Origin of the sequence: Paenibacillus sp. Soil766 (assembly GCF_001428105.1) — a bacterium.
Classification (GTDB): domain Bacteria; phylum Bacillota; class Bacilli; order Paenibacillales; family NBRC-103111; genus Paenibacillus_E.
Window position 1 is genome coordinate 24,750 of the sequence record NZ_LMSJ01000017.1, and the last position, 14,440, is coordinate 39,189.

Annotated in this window: 15 protein-coding genes and 2 pseudogenes; 9 read left to right on the top strand and 8 right to left on the bottom strand. The window is 35.8% G+C overall.

The features are described from left to right. On the bottom strand, positions 1-354 hold the full coding sequence (locus ASG89_RS14010; protein WP_414813264.1) for an ArsR/SmtB family transcription factor: 354 nt from the start codon (positions 352-354) through the stop codon (positions 1-3). 14 nt (positions 355-368) lie between these two features. Further along, positions 369-542, bottom strand: a complete 174-nt coding sequence (locus ASG89_RS36395) for a hypothetical protein (RefSeq protein WP_157276654.1) — start codon at positions 540-542, stop codon at positions 369-371. Positions 543-732: 190 nt separating this feature from the next. Between ASG89_RS36395 and ASG89_RS14015 the strand changes: the two genes are divergently transcribed. The 7 genes and pseudogenes from ASG89_RS14015 (at position 733) to ASG89_RS14045 (ending at position 4,629) form a co-directional block, all read left to right on the top strand. Then, positions 733-1,152: an arsenate reductase ArsC gene (locus tag ASG89_RS14015; RefSeq protein WP_057311337.1), complete on the top strand. Its 420-nt coding sequence runs from the start codon at positions 733-735 to the stop codon at positions 1,150-1,152. 14 nt (positions 1,153-1,166) lie between these two features. Next, entirely contained in the window at positions 1,167-1,490 is a 324-nt protein-coding gene (locus ASG89_RS14020) for an ArsR/SmtB family transcription factor (RefSeq protein ID WP_157276655.1), read from the top strand. 162 nt (positions 1,491-1,652) lie between these two features. Beyond that, positions 1,653-1,856 (top strand): annotated as a pseudogene (locus ASG89_RS38650) (ArsB/NhaD family transporter); the annotation flags it as partial. Between the two features lie 176 nt (positions 1,857-2,032). Then, positions 2,033-3,241 (top strand): annotated as a pseudogene (locus ASG89_RS14030) (arsenic transporter); the annotation flags it as partial. A gap of 36 nt (positions 3,242-3,277) precedes the next feature. Further along, positions 3,278-3,706 (top strand): arsenate reductase (thioredoxin), encoded by a 429-nt coding sequence (gene arsC, locus ASG89_RS14035; RefSeq protein WP_057311339.1) that lies wholly within the window; start codon positions 3,278-3,280, stop codon positions 3,704-3,706. A gap of 1 nt (position 3,707) precedes the next feature. Beyond that, the gene (locus ASG89_RS14040) at positions 3,708-4,184 is read left to right on the top strand and encodes an ArsI/CadI family heavy metal resistance metalloenzyme (protein ID WP_057311340.1); all 477 of its coding nucleotides are present in this window, start codon (positions 3,708-3,710) and stop codon (positions 4,182-4,184) included. A gap of 10 nt (positions 4,185-4,194) precedes the next feature. Continuing rightward, entirely contained in the window at positions 4,195-4,629 is a 435-nt protein-coding gene (locus ASG89_RS14045; RefSeq protein WP_057311341.1) for a dual specificity protein phosphatase family protein, read from the top strand. Positions 4,630-4,935: 306 nt separating this feature from the next. On the opposite strand, the gene ASG89_RS14050 is transcribed toward ASG89_RS14045, so the two are convergent. Next, the gene (locus ASG89_RS14050; RefSeq protein ID WP_057311342.1) at positions 4,936-5,931 is read right to left on the bottom strand and encodes a DGQHR domain-containing protein; all 996 of its coding nucleotides are present in this window, start codon (positions 5,929-5,931) and stop codon (positions 4,936-4,938) included. 135 nt (positions 5,932-6,066) lie between these two features. Between ASG89_RS14050 and ASG89_RS14055 the strand changes: the two genes are divergently transcribed. After that, positions 6,067-6,402 (top strand): helix-turn-helix domain-containing protein, encoded by a 336-nt coding sequence (locus tag ASG89_RS14055; protein WP_063867878.1) that lies wholly within the window; start codon positions 6,067-6,069, stop codon positions 6,400-6,402. A gap of 75 nt (positions 6,403-6,477) precedes the next feature. Continuing rightward, entirely contained in the window at positions 6,478-7,743 is a 1,266-nt protein-coding gene (locus ASG89_RS14060) for an NAD(P)/FAD-dependent oxidoreductase (protein WP_057311343.1), read from the top strand. Positions 7,744-7,784: 41 nt separating this feature from the next. Here ASG89_RS14060 and ASG89_RS14065 read toward each other — a convergent pair whose 3' ends face one another. The 5 genes from ASG89_RS14065 to ASG89_RS14085 are packed head-to-tail and all read right to left on the bottom strand — an operon-like array spanning position 7,785 to position 14,353. After that, positions 7,785-7,985, bottom strand: a complete 201-nt coding sequence (locus ASG89_RS14065) for a hypothetical protein (RefSeq protein ID WP_057311344.1) — start codon at positions 7,983-7,985, stop codon at positions 7,785-7,787. Then, positions 7,982-8,398, bottom strand: coding sequence for a hypothetical protein (locus ASG89_RS14070; protein ID WP_157276656.1), 417 nt, complete (start codon positions 8,396-8,398; stop codon positions 7,982-7,984). Before ASG89_RS14070 ends, ASG89_RS14065 begins: the two co-directional genes overlap by 4 nt. Further along, on the bottom strand, positions 8,395-10,755 hold the full coding sequence (locus tag ASG89_RS14075) for a tyrosine-type recombinase/integrase (protein WP_057311346.1): 2,361 nt from the start codon (positions 10,753-10,755) through the stop codon (positions 8,395-8,397). The genes ASG89_RS14070 and ASG89_RS14075 overlap by 4 nt, the downstream gene beginning before the upstream one ends. Next, entirely contained in the window at positions 10,755-12,851 is a 2,097-nt protein-coding gene (locus ASG89_RS14080) for a site-specific integrase (protein WP_057311347.1), read from the bottom strand. The genes ASG89_RS14075 and ASG89_RS14080 overlap by 1 nt, the downstream gene beginning before the upstream one ends. 14 nt (positions 12,852-12,865) lie before the next feature. Further along, on the bottom strand, positions 12,866-14,353 hold the full coding sequence (locus tag ASG89_RS14085; RefSeq protein WP_057311348.1) for a tyrosine-type recombinase/integrase: 1,488 nt from the start codon (positions 14,351-14,353) through the stop codon (positions 12,866-12,868). Positions 14,354-14,440 lie beyond the last annotated feature (87 nt).

Sequence of the window (14,440 nt, forward strand, 5' to 3'; positions counted from 1 at the left end):
TTACGAGCAACATCCGCTTGATTGATTTTCGTCGCTTTTTCGGAAGATACAGCATAATTCTGGTGATAGCAACCTGTTAACCTCTACGTGATTTAATTCATAATAACTCCAAGTTCCTTTGGTCTCTTTCGTGATCAGATTAGCATCAAGCAATATCTTCAAATGGTATGATAATTTTGACTGCGGCATGTTTACAATATCAACCAAATCACAAACGCAGACACTTCCTTTTTGAGTAAGCTCATACATGATTTGCAACCGTTTCTGATCTGCTAAAGCTTTAAACTGGAGTTCGTATTTCGAAAAATCAACTTGACTCTCAACACTCGAAAAAATAGGAAGCTCTTTAATCACTTTTAACTCCCCCTTTAGCAACAAGCTGGACAGCATGCCAAATTGGTCTGTGGAACAATCCTAGGAAATTGCAGCTTATCTGGCTTACTTTCTTTGATATTGGCCCATTTCCAGGCATGACGAGCTTGCTCTTGGATTTCATATTGTTGAAACTGCATGAGTTTCTCCATACTGTAAGAGTTCAACATTTCAGCCGCCTCCTTAAATCAATTTTATTTGATGAACTAATCCTAACACATAATATTTGGAAAATTCAATAGTTAAATCAATTTATTTTGATTTATTTAATTCAAGATAGGATTGATTTACAAAACCTTAACTTTTATATATAACTGAATAATTATATAATCATTTACAAATGATATTGGAGCTGAGATAATGATGAAAAAACCAGTTCGCATTTACTTTTTATGCATTCAAAATCGTTGCCGAAGTCAAATAGCAGAAGCATTTGCTAAACATTATGGCGGGGAACACGTTATTGTCGAAAGTGCAGGGCTAGAGCCGCATGATATTCATCCTTTAACTCTAAAAGTCATGAGGGAAGTTGGGATTGAGTTATCAGGAAACACTTCTAAGAAAATTGATATGAAGTATTTCATCGCATCGAATGTGATTGTTAAGCTCTGCCAGCAAGTTACAGAACGTTGTCCCATTGTACCCTTTGGCATCACGAGTGTCGATTGGGATATTGAGGATCCATTACTTTCAAATGACATTCAGCCAGTTCGACATGCACGTGACACAATACAAAAGAAAGTGATTGAACTATTAAAAGGTTTGAATGTACCAATTTAAAGGAGCGTGTAATTTTGCCCGATATTGAACAATTATCTGACCTGTGTAAGCTACTTGGAGACAAAATGAGATTGACGATTCTCTCTCTGCTCAAAGAACGTGAGCTTTGTGTATATGAGCTTGTTGAACTCTTACAAACCAGTCAGCCCAATGTGAGTCAGCATATGCGAAAACTGAAAGCCGGCGGTTTAGTTAAAGAAGCCAAAAAGGGCCAATGGGTTTTTTATTCTTTACATATTGAGGATAAACCCTTTCTGAACGAGTTTTTTCAGCACCTGCCATCCCAAAAAGAAAAAGTGGATGCCATATCTTGTGAAGATCTAAATTGTTGTGATTAGGAGGAACCATGACTTACATTGCGGTATTTATTTTTCTTATTACCCATAAGCTTCACTAGTACTTGCATATAGAAACTTCGANTTTCAGCACCTGCCATCCCAAAAAGAAAAAGTGGATGCCATATCTTGTGAAGATCTAAATTGTTGTGATTAGGAGGAACCATGACTTACATTGCGGTACTTATTTTTCTTATTACATTAACTTTTGTTATTTGGCAGCCTAAAGGCCTCAACATCGGATGGTCTGCTTCTGCTGGCGCTATCCTAGCTCTTATCTTCCAAGTCGTGTCTTTCCACGATGTACTGACGGTTACATCCATCGTTTGGAACGCTACGCTCGCTTTTGTCGCAATTATTCTCATTTCCTTAATCTTAGACAATATCGGATTTTTTGAATGGGCTGCCTTGCATATGGCGAGGATTGCAAAAGGAAATGGACGGCTCATGTTTGTGTACGTCATTTTATTAGGCGCGGCAGTTGCTGCATTTTTCGCAAATGATGGTTCTATAGAAGAAACAACGGACACGTTCCGTACCCAGCCTTAATCTTAGACAATATCGGATTTTTTGAATGGGCTGCCTTGCATATGGCGAGGATTGCAAAAGGAAATGGACGGCTCATGTTTGTGTACGTCATTTTATTAGGCGCGGCAGTTGCTGCATTTTTCGCAAATGATGGTGCAGCGTTAATTCTAACGCCAATTGTATTAGCGATGGTCCGAGCGTTGAAGTTGCCAGATAAAATGATTTTTCCTTTCATCATGGCAAGTGGTTTCATTGCAGATACAACTTCTTTGCCTTTGATTGTCAGCAACTTAGTGAACATCGTATCTGCGGACTTCTTCGGTATCGACTTTGTCACTTATGCAAGCCGCATGATTGTCACGAGCCTGTTTTCATTAGTAGCAAGTCTGGTAGTCTTGTACGTGTTCTTCAAAAAGGACATTCCTACGAGTTACGATATGAAACAATTAAAGCAACCTTCAAATGCCATTAAAGATCTTAAGCTATTTAAAATGTCGTGGGTTATCCTTGGTATCCTTCTCGTCGCGTATGTAAGTAGCGGATTTATTAATATTCCTGTTTCCATCATCGCAGGAGTCGTTGCACTGATCTTCATTTTGATGGCTAGATCCAGTAAAGTGATCGAAACAAAACAAGTGATCAAAGATGCTCCTTGGGCTGTAGTCATATTCTCTATCGGCATGTATGTTGTCGTTTATGGCCTTAAAAATGTCGGTCTCACGGATGCCCTAGGAACGGTAGTTGAGAACTTAGCAGGACAAGGATTATTTGTCGCAACAGTAGGAATGGGCTTCTTGTCGGCTATTTTGTCCTCCATCATGAATAACATGCCGACGGTTATGATTGATGCTCTTGCTATCAAAGGTACAAATACAGACGGTATTATACGAGAAGCACTGATTTACGCCAATGTTGTTGGAAGCGATCTTGGACCTAAGATAACACCTATCGGTTCACTCGCAACCCTTTTATGGCTTCATGTTCTATCTACGAAAGGTGTAAAAATCACATGGGGCAATTATTTTAAGACAGGTATCATTCTTACTGTCCCAACGCTCTTGATTACCCTCACGGGGCTTTATTTATGGCTTTACGTTATTAATACAACGAGTGTGAATATTTGGTTGTTAATTGTTGCGATTGCAGTCATTTTGGTGATCGCCGCGCTAATCATAAAAGCTATTTTAGGCACAAAACAAATGAAGAAAGGGCATCAAGGCGCTTAAACCTGGATGTCCTCATACAAAAAGGAGAATAAAACCATGGAGAACAAAAAACCGTTAGTATATTTTCTTTGCACAGGAAACTCTTGCCGCAGCCAAATCGCTGATGGATATTTGAAAGCTTTAGGCGGAGATAAATATGAAGTGAAAAGTGCTGGTTTAGAAGCCCACGGATTAAATCCACGTGCAGTTGCAACAATGAAAGAAGATGGAATCGACATCTCAAACAATACTTCCGATGTGATTGATACAGAGATTCTAGGCCGCGCTGAGTACATTATTACATTGTGTGGTCATGCAGATGAACACTGCCCTGTTGTCCGTAATGATAAAGCTCAAAGATGGCACTGGGGATTTGACGATCCTGCGAAAGCAACTGGGACGGAAGAAGAAATTACAGATAAATTTCGTGAAGTGCGCGGATCCATTAAGAGCCGAATTGAACAATTTGTGAAAGAAGGCAAGTAACATGATCAAAAGAATGCACGTTGCTGTTAACTGTTTAAACCTTCAGAGGTCTCTTGATTTCTACCGTGCCTTCTTTGGTACGGAGCCTTCTAAAGTCAAAGAAAATTACGCTAAATTCGAGTTGGATGATCCAGCCCTTCATTTTTCCTTAAACGTTCGACCTTTTGAGAAAAAAGGCGTCCTTAATCATTTGGGATTCCAGGTAGATAACACGGAAGACGTTCTGGCTATGGGCGAACGGTTAAGACAAAGCGGACTTCTTCTCATAGATGAAATGAACACAACATGCTGTTATGCGGTTCAAGATAAAGTCTGGGTTTATGATCCGGACGGTAATGCTTGGGAAATTTTTTACACCAAAGAGGATTCGGAATTTGAATCTGCAGGGGATTTGCAGGATATGTCTCTATGTTGTGCTCCTCCTTCTGCACCGTCCTCGCCAGTAACAATTGAATTCACACCCTTTAAGAAAAAGTAAGGAGATCATTATGGAGAAAAATTATCAAGCACTTGTTGATGACAAAATTTTTTTTGGCGGAGCTGCAGACGTAGAGGCTATGATTAAAAACGAGAACGTTGAGATTGTAGTCGATTTGCGCGGTGAAGCTACGGAGTGTGCCTATCCAACAGATGGCGTAGAATGGCTTCAGGTGCCGCTTGGTGACAATGCAGAAGGTCCACAAGACCAACTATTCCAACAAGCCATAAATCACGTTGTAGAGGCGTATAAGAGCGGTAAGAAAGTTGGATTCCATTGCGGTGGTGGAAAGGGACGTACTGGCGCTGTGGCCATTGGCACTTTGATTACTTTAGGAAAAAGCGAAACCATCGAAGATGCTGAAAATTTGGCAAAAAGCATTCGCCCAGTTGTTAGTATTAGGCAGCCTCAGCGTGAGGCACTTGAGAAGTTATATAAAAAATAATTAAAGTTAGTCTTAAAGATATTCATGTAAGAAATAGCAATAAAAAAGAGGAGATTGTATATAAACAATCTCCTCTTTTTTATTGGTGTGAGATAATATTTAAACGTAAGTTTTTCCTTCCTATTTCTATATTTTCAAGCAATAGAAAATATCAAAGGCAAGTACAACGGATATTCCCTTACACTGGTGTTATTTTATTATCTATTAAGTATATCCTACCTCTTAACACAATTGCTCGATGTTTTGCAGGTGATATTTTAGTGACTTAGAATGGACACCAAGCTATCTGGCAATCAACTTTACTAGTTATTCCGATAACATCTGTGATACCAATTCTGCCGATAACGTTCGAGATCCACTTATACCTTTAATATACTTGAATGGGCCATAACTGGACCAATCTATAGCTTTAAGCTTCTTTACATAACTCGCCATACGTTTATAATCAATTTGCTTTTTCTCCTCAGAAACACATTTAGCAAAAATCACAGCCCCTGCCATTGCAAGAGCATTTAAACAAACGATATGAGTGATTCTATATTCCTTATAATCCAACCATTCCATATTGAAATGTTCTTTAAAAGCATTAAAGTACACCAAGACTATCATGAGTTTTTCATCCTTAGTTAAATTTGCCACATGATTTGCCTTCAACATAAACTCTAATATTTTATATAAATTCTGCAAGGTAACATGTCTACCTGTACTTCTTTTACCAGTAATCGTGCCAATGTAATGAAATGGACTATCGCTTCGAACAATAAGCTCGGTGGCTATCCAACTGAAATCATCAGAATATCTGCGTAGGTATCTACTTAGAGAAATGCCGATTCCTTTTGCCTTTGTATTTATTGTATCAAATAGCTGAATTTCTTCGTCCTCATCTAGAAAGTGAAATGCCAAGAAAGGAACGTTTATTTCTGAATTGGTATCCTGTGCATAACGTTTAATTCCACCTAATCTATGTTGTCCATCCATCAATGAAGCTTTTTCCTTACATATTAACCTGCCATAGGATGGCCTACTTTTATCATAAGTAGAGAACTCCCACTTAGATTCCGCATTTAACAAAATAGGAGTAAATAGGGCATTGTCCCCTTTTGAAAGATACATAGCAAAATCATTACATCTTTTGATATCAACAGGACGTTGATATCCTTTGCCTGAAGGATGGTCAAATGGCTTCACATAAGTAAGTTGTAAGGCAGAGGTCGTAGATAAATTACCCAAATAAGCAACTTTACCCCGCATCTTATATTGAATCACGTTTTCAATAACGTGATGGCTCATTAAATTGCTCATGGTGTTATTCTCCTTGTAGGTTAGTGTAACCTTATTTTAGGTTATATAATACCTATTTTCAAATGGTATTAAGTAGTATATTACACTTCATACTTTGTATGGACTTACCTACTCTTTAAGTAGAGAGGTGAGGATATGTCGAAGTTCTTTGCAAGCGTCGGAAAAAAAGTTAGATTCTACAGAAAAGCTGCTCAATTATCACAAGAGGAACTTGGAGCGCTATTAAACATAGATCAATCCTATCTCGGTAAAATCGAACGAGGAGAAGTAAATATAACACTTGAAACAATACAAAAAATTTATGAAGTGTTGAATATTAACCCCTCGCAATTATTTGAGGAAGAAAAAGATAGAACAACTAAAGAAAAAAATGAACTCCTTAATAAAATAGACCTTCTCTTGGTTAACCTTAAATTAGATGAGTTGAAAACGATATACAGAATTATTAAGGATATTTTGTTATTTAAATAGCTGTGAGTCTTCATCTTATTTGGGTTTGGTTCTAATTAATGATACAATTTGCAAAAATGAGTCAAGGAGTTTTGTATGGCATACGATGTAATTGTGGTCGGTGGAGGATCTGCCGGTTTAATGGCAAGTATAGCTGCCAGCTTAAGTGGGGCTAAAGTTCTTCTCCTGGATAAGGGAGATAAATTGGGGCGTAAACTTGGGATTTCTGGTGGCGGTAGATGTAACGTAACAAATAACAAAGAAACGGATGAATTAATCAAACATATCCCTGGTAATGGTCGCTTTTTACATAGTGCATTCAATAATTTTAGTAACAAGGATATCATTGAGTTTTTTGAAAACCTTGGAATTCGCCTTAAAGAAGAAGATAACGGTCGCATGTTCCCTATAAGCGATAAAGCTAAAACGGTTGTGGACGCGCTTGTTAATCAAGTTCGGAAACAAGGTGTAGATATAAGAATTAATAGCCCTGTAGATAACATTAATTTTAATAATGGCTCAGTCTCTGGGGTACGTTTAAAATCTGGTGAAACCCTTCGGAGCAAGAATGTGATTGTTGCTTCCGGCGGCAAATCCGTCCCGCATACTGGTTCTACTGGAGACGGTTATCTATGGGCTAAAGATGCAGGTCATTCAATTACTGATCTTTTCCCTACAGAAGTCCCATTAACTTCTAATGATTCTTTTATTAAAAGTCGTGAACTACAGGGGCTTTCGCTTAGAGATGTATCATTGACGGTATGGAATAGTAAAGGTAAGCCTATAATTTCTCATACTGGTGACATGCTGTTTACGCATTTTGGTATTTCTGGGCCAATTGCATTAAGATGTAGTCAATTTGTTGTAAAAGAATTATCAAAGAGTGGGCTAAAAGAAACTATCCTTACTGTTGATTTCCAGCCAAATAAAGCGCTTGGCGAGGTATATGATGAAACACTCGCTTTAACTAAAAACGAGCCTAAGAAGGCCATTAAAAACGTTCTCAGGGGATATCTGAATGAACGGATCATCCCTTTGCTTCTACAAAAGGCAGAACTCGATGAACAACTTACACATGATAATATACCTAAACAAAATTGGATGGCATTAAGCAAATTAATTAAAGCCTTTCCAATCAAAATATCAGGTACTCTCTCGATTGAAGAAGCTTTTGTAACAGGCGGTGGTGTTAATCTAAAAGAGATCGATCCCAAAACAATGCAATCCAAGCTCATGAATGGATTATACTTTTGTGGAGAAGTCCTTGATATTCATGGTTATACTGGTGGATATAACATTACAGCAGCTTTTTCTTCAGGTTATACTGCGGGTAAAAATGCAGCAATGTCTTTATCAGAATAAAAAAAGTGCCCCTATCTCTTTTTAAAGAGAAGGGGCATTTTTTAAAAATCAGGCAACACTTTGCATGGTTGTTCGTATAAAGATGAATTTCCAGTCAGTAATGCATCTCGCTCTGTTTGTAGCTTCTGAATCTCTTCACGCAGCCTCTCAACTGTAGCTTCCATCTCTGATATTCCATCATACAATTGTTTTACGTATTCATCCTGCTCATTCAATTCATCATCCCCTAACTCTCCAGTCATACAAGATCTATAGTGCCATGCTTCTCAATTACTAATATTCTTAATTTTTCATTCTCTTCTCTTAATGCATGTAGGGCTTTTTTGTACTCAGAGATTAAGTCCCTTTGTTTGCGATTCTTATCCATAAGATCAGCTAAATCTTTATGATTAACTGAGGTTTCATCCACATTACCTTGTTGATCTAAAGAAATTTTAATTTCTTCTACTTCTTTTTCTAACTTCGAATACCACTCGTCAAGGTAAGTCCAAACTTCGCCTTCCCATAGAGTACGGTCACTTTTCAAATTAATTTTAGGTCGATTTGCAATGAGTAAAAATACGTCCTTTTTAACTATTTTTGATAATCTACCCTTTTTGCACTCGTTAATAATATGCCTCTTAACTTGCCCTGCTTCATATTTTAATTCACTCATTGTAAAGCTTCTTTTCCTACCCATTCCAATTTTCCTTCTTTCAAATATTGAAGTGCTTCTTCAAAAGTTAATATTGGCTTGGTTTGCTTATATTTTTTCCAGTAACCCTTAGCTTTGTCCCATAAACCTTTTTTCAGTTTTGGGATCTCTCTCGGGGTAATTGAAAACTTCTTCTCCAATAACTTTGGAAAAGATTCATCAATAAGTTCTATAATGTCATTTGAGCGTATACTAACTAGTTCTTTCTGAATGGAGTCACGTTTTGACTTCGCCATTTCTTCCCCGCGTAACGCCAACAGCATAAATCTAAAGATTTCAGCAATATGCTCGTTATATTTATCATCATCAGGCTTGTAGTAATCGCATTTAAAACAATGAAGTTCTGTATGACCACAGTTGAGCATTTCATGCGCTACACAGTTATGTGTGAATCTCGGAAATCCAGCAGAGACATTATTTATGGGCATAAACGAGGTATCATTTGAAAAGCCAAACTCCGCTTCTTCGTTCTTGAACTTCTCAATTAGTGAGGATATAAATTGTTCTTTATCATCAGCTTCTACCACTTTTGCCGCCTGTTCAAGAAGTGGGTCAAGTTCAAGATCTGTTGGCTCCTCTAGTTTATTTACAATATTACCCCATACGCCTTCTTTATAAATTTCACTATAATATTGCTGAATTTCAGGTGAAGATGTCGCTATGTATGGAATTAATGAATTGGGACTACTATGACCTAGTTGATCTTGTATCTCATGTTTGCTTTTATTTTTCATTACCATATAAATGGCATGCATTCTCCTTAAATCATGTGATGTGAAATATTCACTTTTAGGTTTTTCAGGCCAAATCCTTTTTTGAAGCCTAATTAAAAACTTAGATATATCATTATTTGTTAATGCATTACTCTCTATTTTGTTAGCAAATATCCTATATTCGGTTAGGCCATCCCCATTATTATTTCTTGCTGAGTAAATCTTATATTTTGGAGCAAACTTAGCAGACTGATCAATCCAGTTTTGAATATCTTCATTAGCTTTAACAACACGAGGCTTACCATTCTTTGTTTTATGCAGATGCAACCACTTGTTGCCATGATGATCTGTAGTTATACAGCCTTTAAGCAACAAACAAACTTCTGTTACCCTTGATCCCGTTGCTAATTGAATAAGACAAGCTCTTCTACAACGAAACTCATATATACCATTCTCATTAATATAAGGTGATTGCTCGTCTAGAAGAGAATGTATTAAAGTGTAAGCACTTCCTAAACTTAAAACCTTACCATATACGCTTGTTTTTCTTTTTAATGAGGTAGGTATAATTGTGTTAACAACCAAATTCAATTCATTTTTCCAAATGTAATAGGTTAGCCATTTCTTTAGCAAAAATCTAAAGTGATTTATTTTTTTGCGATCCCACACACTGCTACGGCTAATATGAATTAGCACTTTATTAAGCCCACCAGATATCAATTCTAGAGGCGTATTTATTCCAAAACTATTAATATATCTTAGATGCCTCTTAAGATTACTATTTTCACTAACCCAAGTAGTTAATGTTATCTGTCTAATTGCACTTCTTACATTATGGATTCGATTAACTGGTTGTGGTAAAGCTTTTATATCTATATCCTTTACATGAGGTAGCATGTAATCAAAACTGTAATCATAAAAACTTTGTGCTAATTCTGTATTGACTTCACACAATAAGGTCTTCCATCTATTTTTCACAAGATCTATGTAAGATTTAGGAATCTTTTTTTTATAAATGCTATGTTTTATATGTGTTTCTTTTTCTCTTTCAAGAATTACACTTAATACTCCTAAAGCTCTTCTTCTCACAAAGTTTTTTTTCCTTTCAGTATGGGCTTTTAGCAACATGAGAAGATCATCGTCAACGTATTTTCTGCCTTCATTTTTTAATAGTCCATACCCAGCAGCCCAAATACAAAAGACCAAATTCATAATATCAATTTTCAGTTCTTCCTTTTTATACTCATTATTGATATCCAACTTAAATAACTCAACGAAATGCGTCTCAAGTTTATCTTCTATCCAATTAAAGTTATGAATTTTTTTTAGGGGTAGAGAGAAGAACTTAACTGATAATGTATCATCCAATGACCATGTGACTCGTTGGTACAACAATAAGTAGTTAACGTAACATTTTTCGTGTTTTAAGAGTGATTTATAAAAAACAAGATCACAGAATTTCTGTATTGGAAGTTTTGTAAGATGTTCAATTTGATTCCATGATTTTGAGATGACTAATTCCCATTCTAATTTTGTAAAGTGTCTATCTACTCCTACTTCACAAATGTATTTTTTAGTATTTTTAGCAATTGCTAATGAACCCATTATATAGCTTCCTTTTTCGTTATATTTTCTATGGCTTCAAGTACCATTTCGTCTATTTTCACTTCTGTAAGTCCAAGTTCAGTTAGCCTCTTGATGATTAATGATATAGTCCTCATTTGACCTGCTGCAATCGAATTATTAGATGTGTAATTAGTACTACATTTAATTATTGACCTCATGTTAATAATTTGTTTCACTAGAACCACTATTGCATCTTGTATTTCCTCGCGGCGCATAAGAAAATTCTGACATCCCCAGCATTTGTACCAATTGTCGCAAGATTCTTGACTTAAACAAAAACCCATTTCTACACGCTTACCATATTTAAGTAGAAACTCGTCTAACCCCATTTCTGTTGAGAGAGCATTCATCATAGCTTCAACTGGCGGATCCTCCGATGTGAGGAACTGCAACAATTTCACATAAAATTTACCACTCACTTCACCTTGCTCATATTTAGAAAGCACACGATGAAGTAAAGCATTTCTTGAAACCCTGCTTTTTAAATATAACCTTGTCATTTCTTCATTTTTATGACCAGCAGCAACCCGAACAGCCTCGAGACTACCTGTTTTCATTGCTATATGAGTTAATAAAAAAGTTCTGTAACCATGTGCACTAATTCGTTCAGAAAGTTCATCTTCATTTAGCACTACTAATTTCATTTTTTCTAAAAAACGTCGAACAGCAGAATCTGAGAGAATCCATGGTGGTTGATTAAACTGGAACAAGTGTATAAATTCTCTTTTATATTTTTTACTCCATATTGGTTTTAGTTGGAGTAGGTCCGCTCGTTTCTGTAATTCAGTAATGGCCTCATAACCTATTGGATCAAGAATGGGGAATTGCCCATACTTATTACCTGCCTTATCTTCATCATGTGAATATAATCCAAAAGCTTCAGGTTGGTTAGGTAACGGTTTCAATGCTTGTTTGCTTTCTAAGTTCAATACAAAACTAAATCTGGGAGGAGAACTAGCAACTATAATCCAAAACCATCTGCATAATTCTTCACTTTCATTTTCAGGAACATATTTATAAATACCTTCCACCATTTTTTTTGCAATCTCCTCAGATGAAAGAGCAAACCCTTCGCTATTTATATATTCCTTTGACGCTTTCTTGAATAAACTAGCCCACTCCTCCTCTGGGAAATTTAAGTGTATTGGGAAAAATGAAGGTAAAGCTCCAACTCCCCATTCAAAAAATTTTCTTAAAGTGCTTAGTTTACTTAGATGATAAGAAGTACCAATCTCTTTTTCCCCCCCCTGCTTAAACCTAATTGTTAATTTCCTAAAATCACTTATTGTAAATGATGTAAAATCATCTTTCTTCTCTTCATTTAGATACTCAAATAATTCGTACATAATTTTAGACATTCTAATAATGTAATTTTCAGAAGCATCAGCAACTAGTAGGTAATTATCATATTTGGATACAACATCTGCCCAAATTGGATTAGCATGACTTAATAATTTTTCCCAATTTGTTTTTTTTCTTCTCCTTATCAGAACATTTGTGTACCCCAATTTAATACGCAGGTCTTGTAATACCTTTGGATTATAACGATCTTCGTTGGAATAACTAATAGTCCTTGCATATTGACTATCTTCATCAGTAAAACTATTGAGAGACATCCTTTTAAGAATGGTATGCATCCCCAAACATTTTCTAAAGCCAGTGCGAGTAAAAGTGCTATTTTGAGAAATCAACTGATCTTCCTGATCTGATACTAGACCAAAATATCTAGACCATTTATATTGTAATTGGGAGGAAGTAGTGTCTTTTTGGAAGTAATTTAGCATCATGTCATAATTAATTTCATCTTTATGTTGTGGATTAATATTTAAATACCATGGAATTATATAGTACATTTCAGTGAATCTTTCTTCCTTATAACGAATTTTATTATCAAGAGATGCCTCCATCCACTGTTTTCCATCTGTAAAATCTTTATGAAGATTATCTACAATTAACTTAAGCTTTTTCAAATTTTCTATTAAATAGTCTCTTTGGCTTTTTAATCTCCCTCTCATGTGAAATGCTTCCAAATACATGATCGAAAACTTATCCCATTCTAACCATTGATAACTCATAAATGCACTTCCCTTTATTGTTTTGTCGGTTTGAAGGTTTCTAATATATCTTGCACTGATCCATCATTTTCAGAATTATAAGCATTAGGAATCCAATGAGAATAAGTTGTACGTGTAGTTTCCGTACTTCTATGTCCTAACCATCTACTAACATCATCTATTTGAATATTCAGTTTTTTCAGCAGATAGGTAGCATAAAAATGCCTAAATGTATGGGGGCTAAACTGTGAAAGATCTAAATCTCTTTCTCTTATTAGTTGTCTGTTAATGTTTTCATATTTCTTGGCTACAGCTTTACCTGTTATTGGGAGTCCTTGACTTTTTCTATTTCTGGATACAAATAAATATCCGTGGTCTACTTTAATGTTTCGCATTAATATTTGACGCTCTCTTAATGCTTCATAAAGCAAATTCAGGAAAACCTCTTGAGAAAATAGCCATGGAATTTCTCTATATTCCCCGTCCCTTTTATGTCCTGCTCTAAAATCCGGATTATCCCTATCCGTGATCTTACAAACCCAAAACCCCTTGATATCTTTTTCGTAAAAGTCTATATCGCCCTTAATACCTTGTTTAATTAGCCGTTTAGCCTTATGATAATCCAACCTTAGTAGATTGTTTGGAATGGAAGTAGGATCAATCCATATACCTGCCGCTTCGCTTGACCTCGGACCTAGGAAACGTAGAATATTAAAAAGAAGTTTATCCTGGTAATTACTTGCAATTTCTATGAATTGTTCTGTTTGTTCATATGTAAAAATCGAATCTACTTTCAAGCTTTTCAAACCATAGTATTTGCTTTTGCTCCCTACATCTCTAGTAATAGTTGAGATATCAATTGTTGGAACGCGTTTATCTCCAACTGTACTCGAAATAAAACCTCTTAATTTTTTACTCTTATGTGGTAGCTCATTAATTTGAAGTGAAGCATAATACGATGACCTTTTCTTCAAGAATAGAAGATACTGCACAGTAGTACGCACTATCTTATTTATACTCGTACTTGAGTAACTACTAATTGCAGAACGTTGTAGCATTCCAAATTCATCTCTTTGAATATTAGTAACTTTACCTTCAGATTCCCCCCAGATATTCAAAGGAATTGTTCTTAGCATAACCCACTCTAAAGCATCCTCTACACCAACATCCGTTCTAATCAACTGTAGATAGTCTGTAAACCCTTCTAATACAACTAGCAAATCTGACTCTAATAATTCAATCTCCCAAATCAATAAGAAGTCTAAGAATTTTTTTAAATCATTAGCTTCATTCCTTACTGTATTAATTGCCTTACCACTGCTTTTCCTTGATATCAGAAATGAAGTAGCTTCATGAACCGTAGTATGATCAGGTCTTGAAATGGAGACAATATTCTTATCTGGAAGAAACCTAGCATAATGTAACCCATCCAACTTTTTCTCTGTATATATCCTAACAACACTTTCTAACCTTAATTTATTGTCCATTATGTTTACTATTTTAAGAAGTTTTTGATACCCCAATCTATCCCACCTTATCCGACAATAAAATCTATAACTTCAATTCCTTTAATAAAATTAACTGTATTAATTATTAATCTTTTACCAGTA

Coding starts and splice junctions, on each gene's coding strand:
- ASG89_RS14060 (WP_057311343.1), top strand. CDS start 6,478: ATGGCATACGATGTAATTGTGGTCGGTGGAGGATCTGCCGGTTTAATG.
- ASG89_RS14050 (WP_057311342.1), bottom strand. CDS start 5,931: ATGAGCAATTTAATGAGCCATCACGTTATTGAAAACGTGATTCAATAT.
- ASG89_RS14055 (WP_063867878.1), top strand. CDS start 6,067: ATGTCGAAGTTCTTTGCAAGCGTCGGAAAAAAAGTTAGATTCTACAGA.
- ASG89_RS14015 (WP_057311337.1), top strand. CDS start 733: ATGATGAAAAAACCAGTTCGCATTTACTTTTTATGCATTCAAAATCGT.
- ASG89_RS36395 (WP_157276654.1), bottom strand. CDS start 542: ATGTTGAACTCTTACAGTATGGAGAAACTCATGCAGTTTCAACAATAT.
- ASG89_RS14080 (WP_057311347.1), bottom strand. CDS start 12,851: ATGAGTTATCAATGGTTAGAATGGGATAAGTTTTCGATCATGTATTTG.
- ASG89_RS14040 (WP_057311340.1), top strand. CDS start 3,708: ATGATCAAAAGAATGCACGTTGCTGTTAACTGTTTAAACCTTCAGAGG.
- arsC (WP_057311339.1), top strand. CDS start 3,278: ATGGAGAACAAAAAACCGTTAGTATATTTTCTTTGCACAGGAAACTCT.
- ASG89_RS14065 (WP_057311344.1), bottom strand. CDS start 7,985: ATGACTGGAGAGTTAGGGGATGATGAATTGAATGAGCAGGATGAATAC.
- ASG89_RS14075 (WP_057311346.1), bottom strand. CDS start 10,755: ATGGGTTCATTAGCAATTGCTAAAAATACTAAAAAATACATTTGTGAA.
- ASG89_RS14070 (WP_157276656.1), bottom strand. CDS start 8,398: ATGAGTGAATTAAAATATGAAGCAGGGCAAGTTAAGAGGCATATTATT.
- ASG89_RS14045 (WP_057311341.1), top strand. CDS start 4,195: ATGGAGAAAAATTATCAAGCACTTGTTGATGACAAAATTTTTTTTGGC.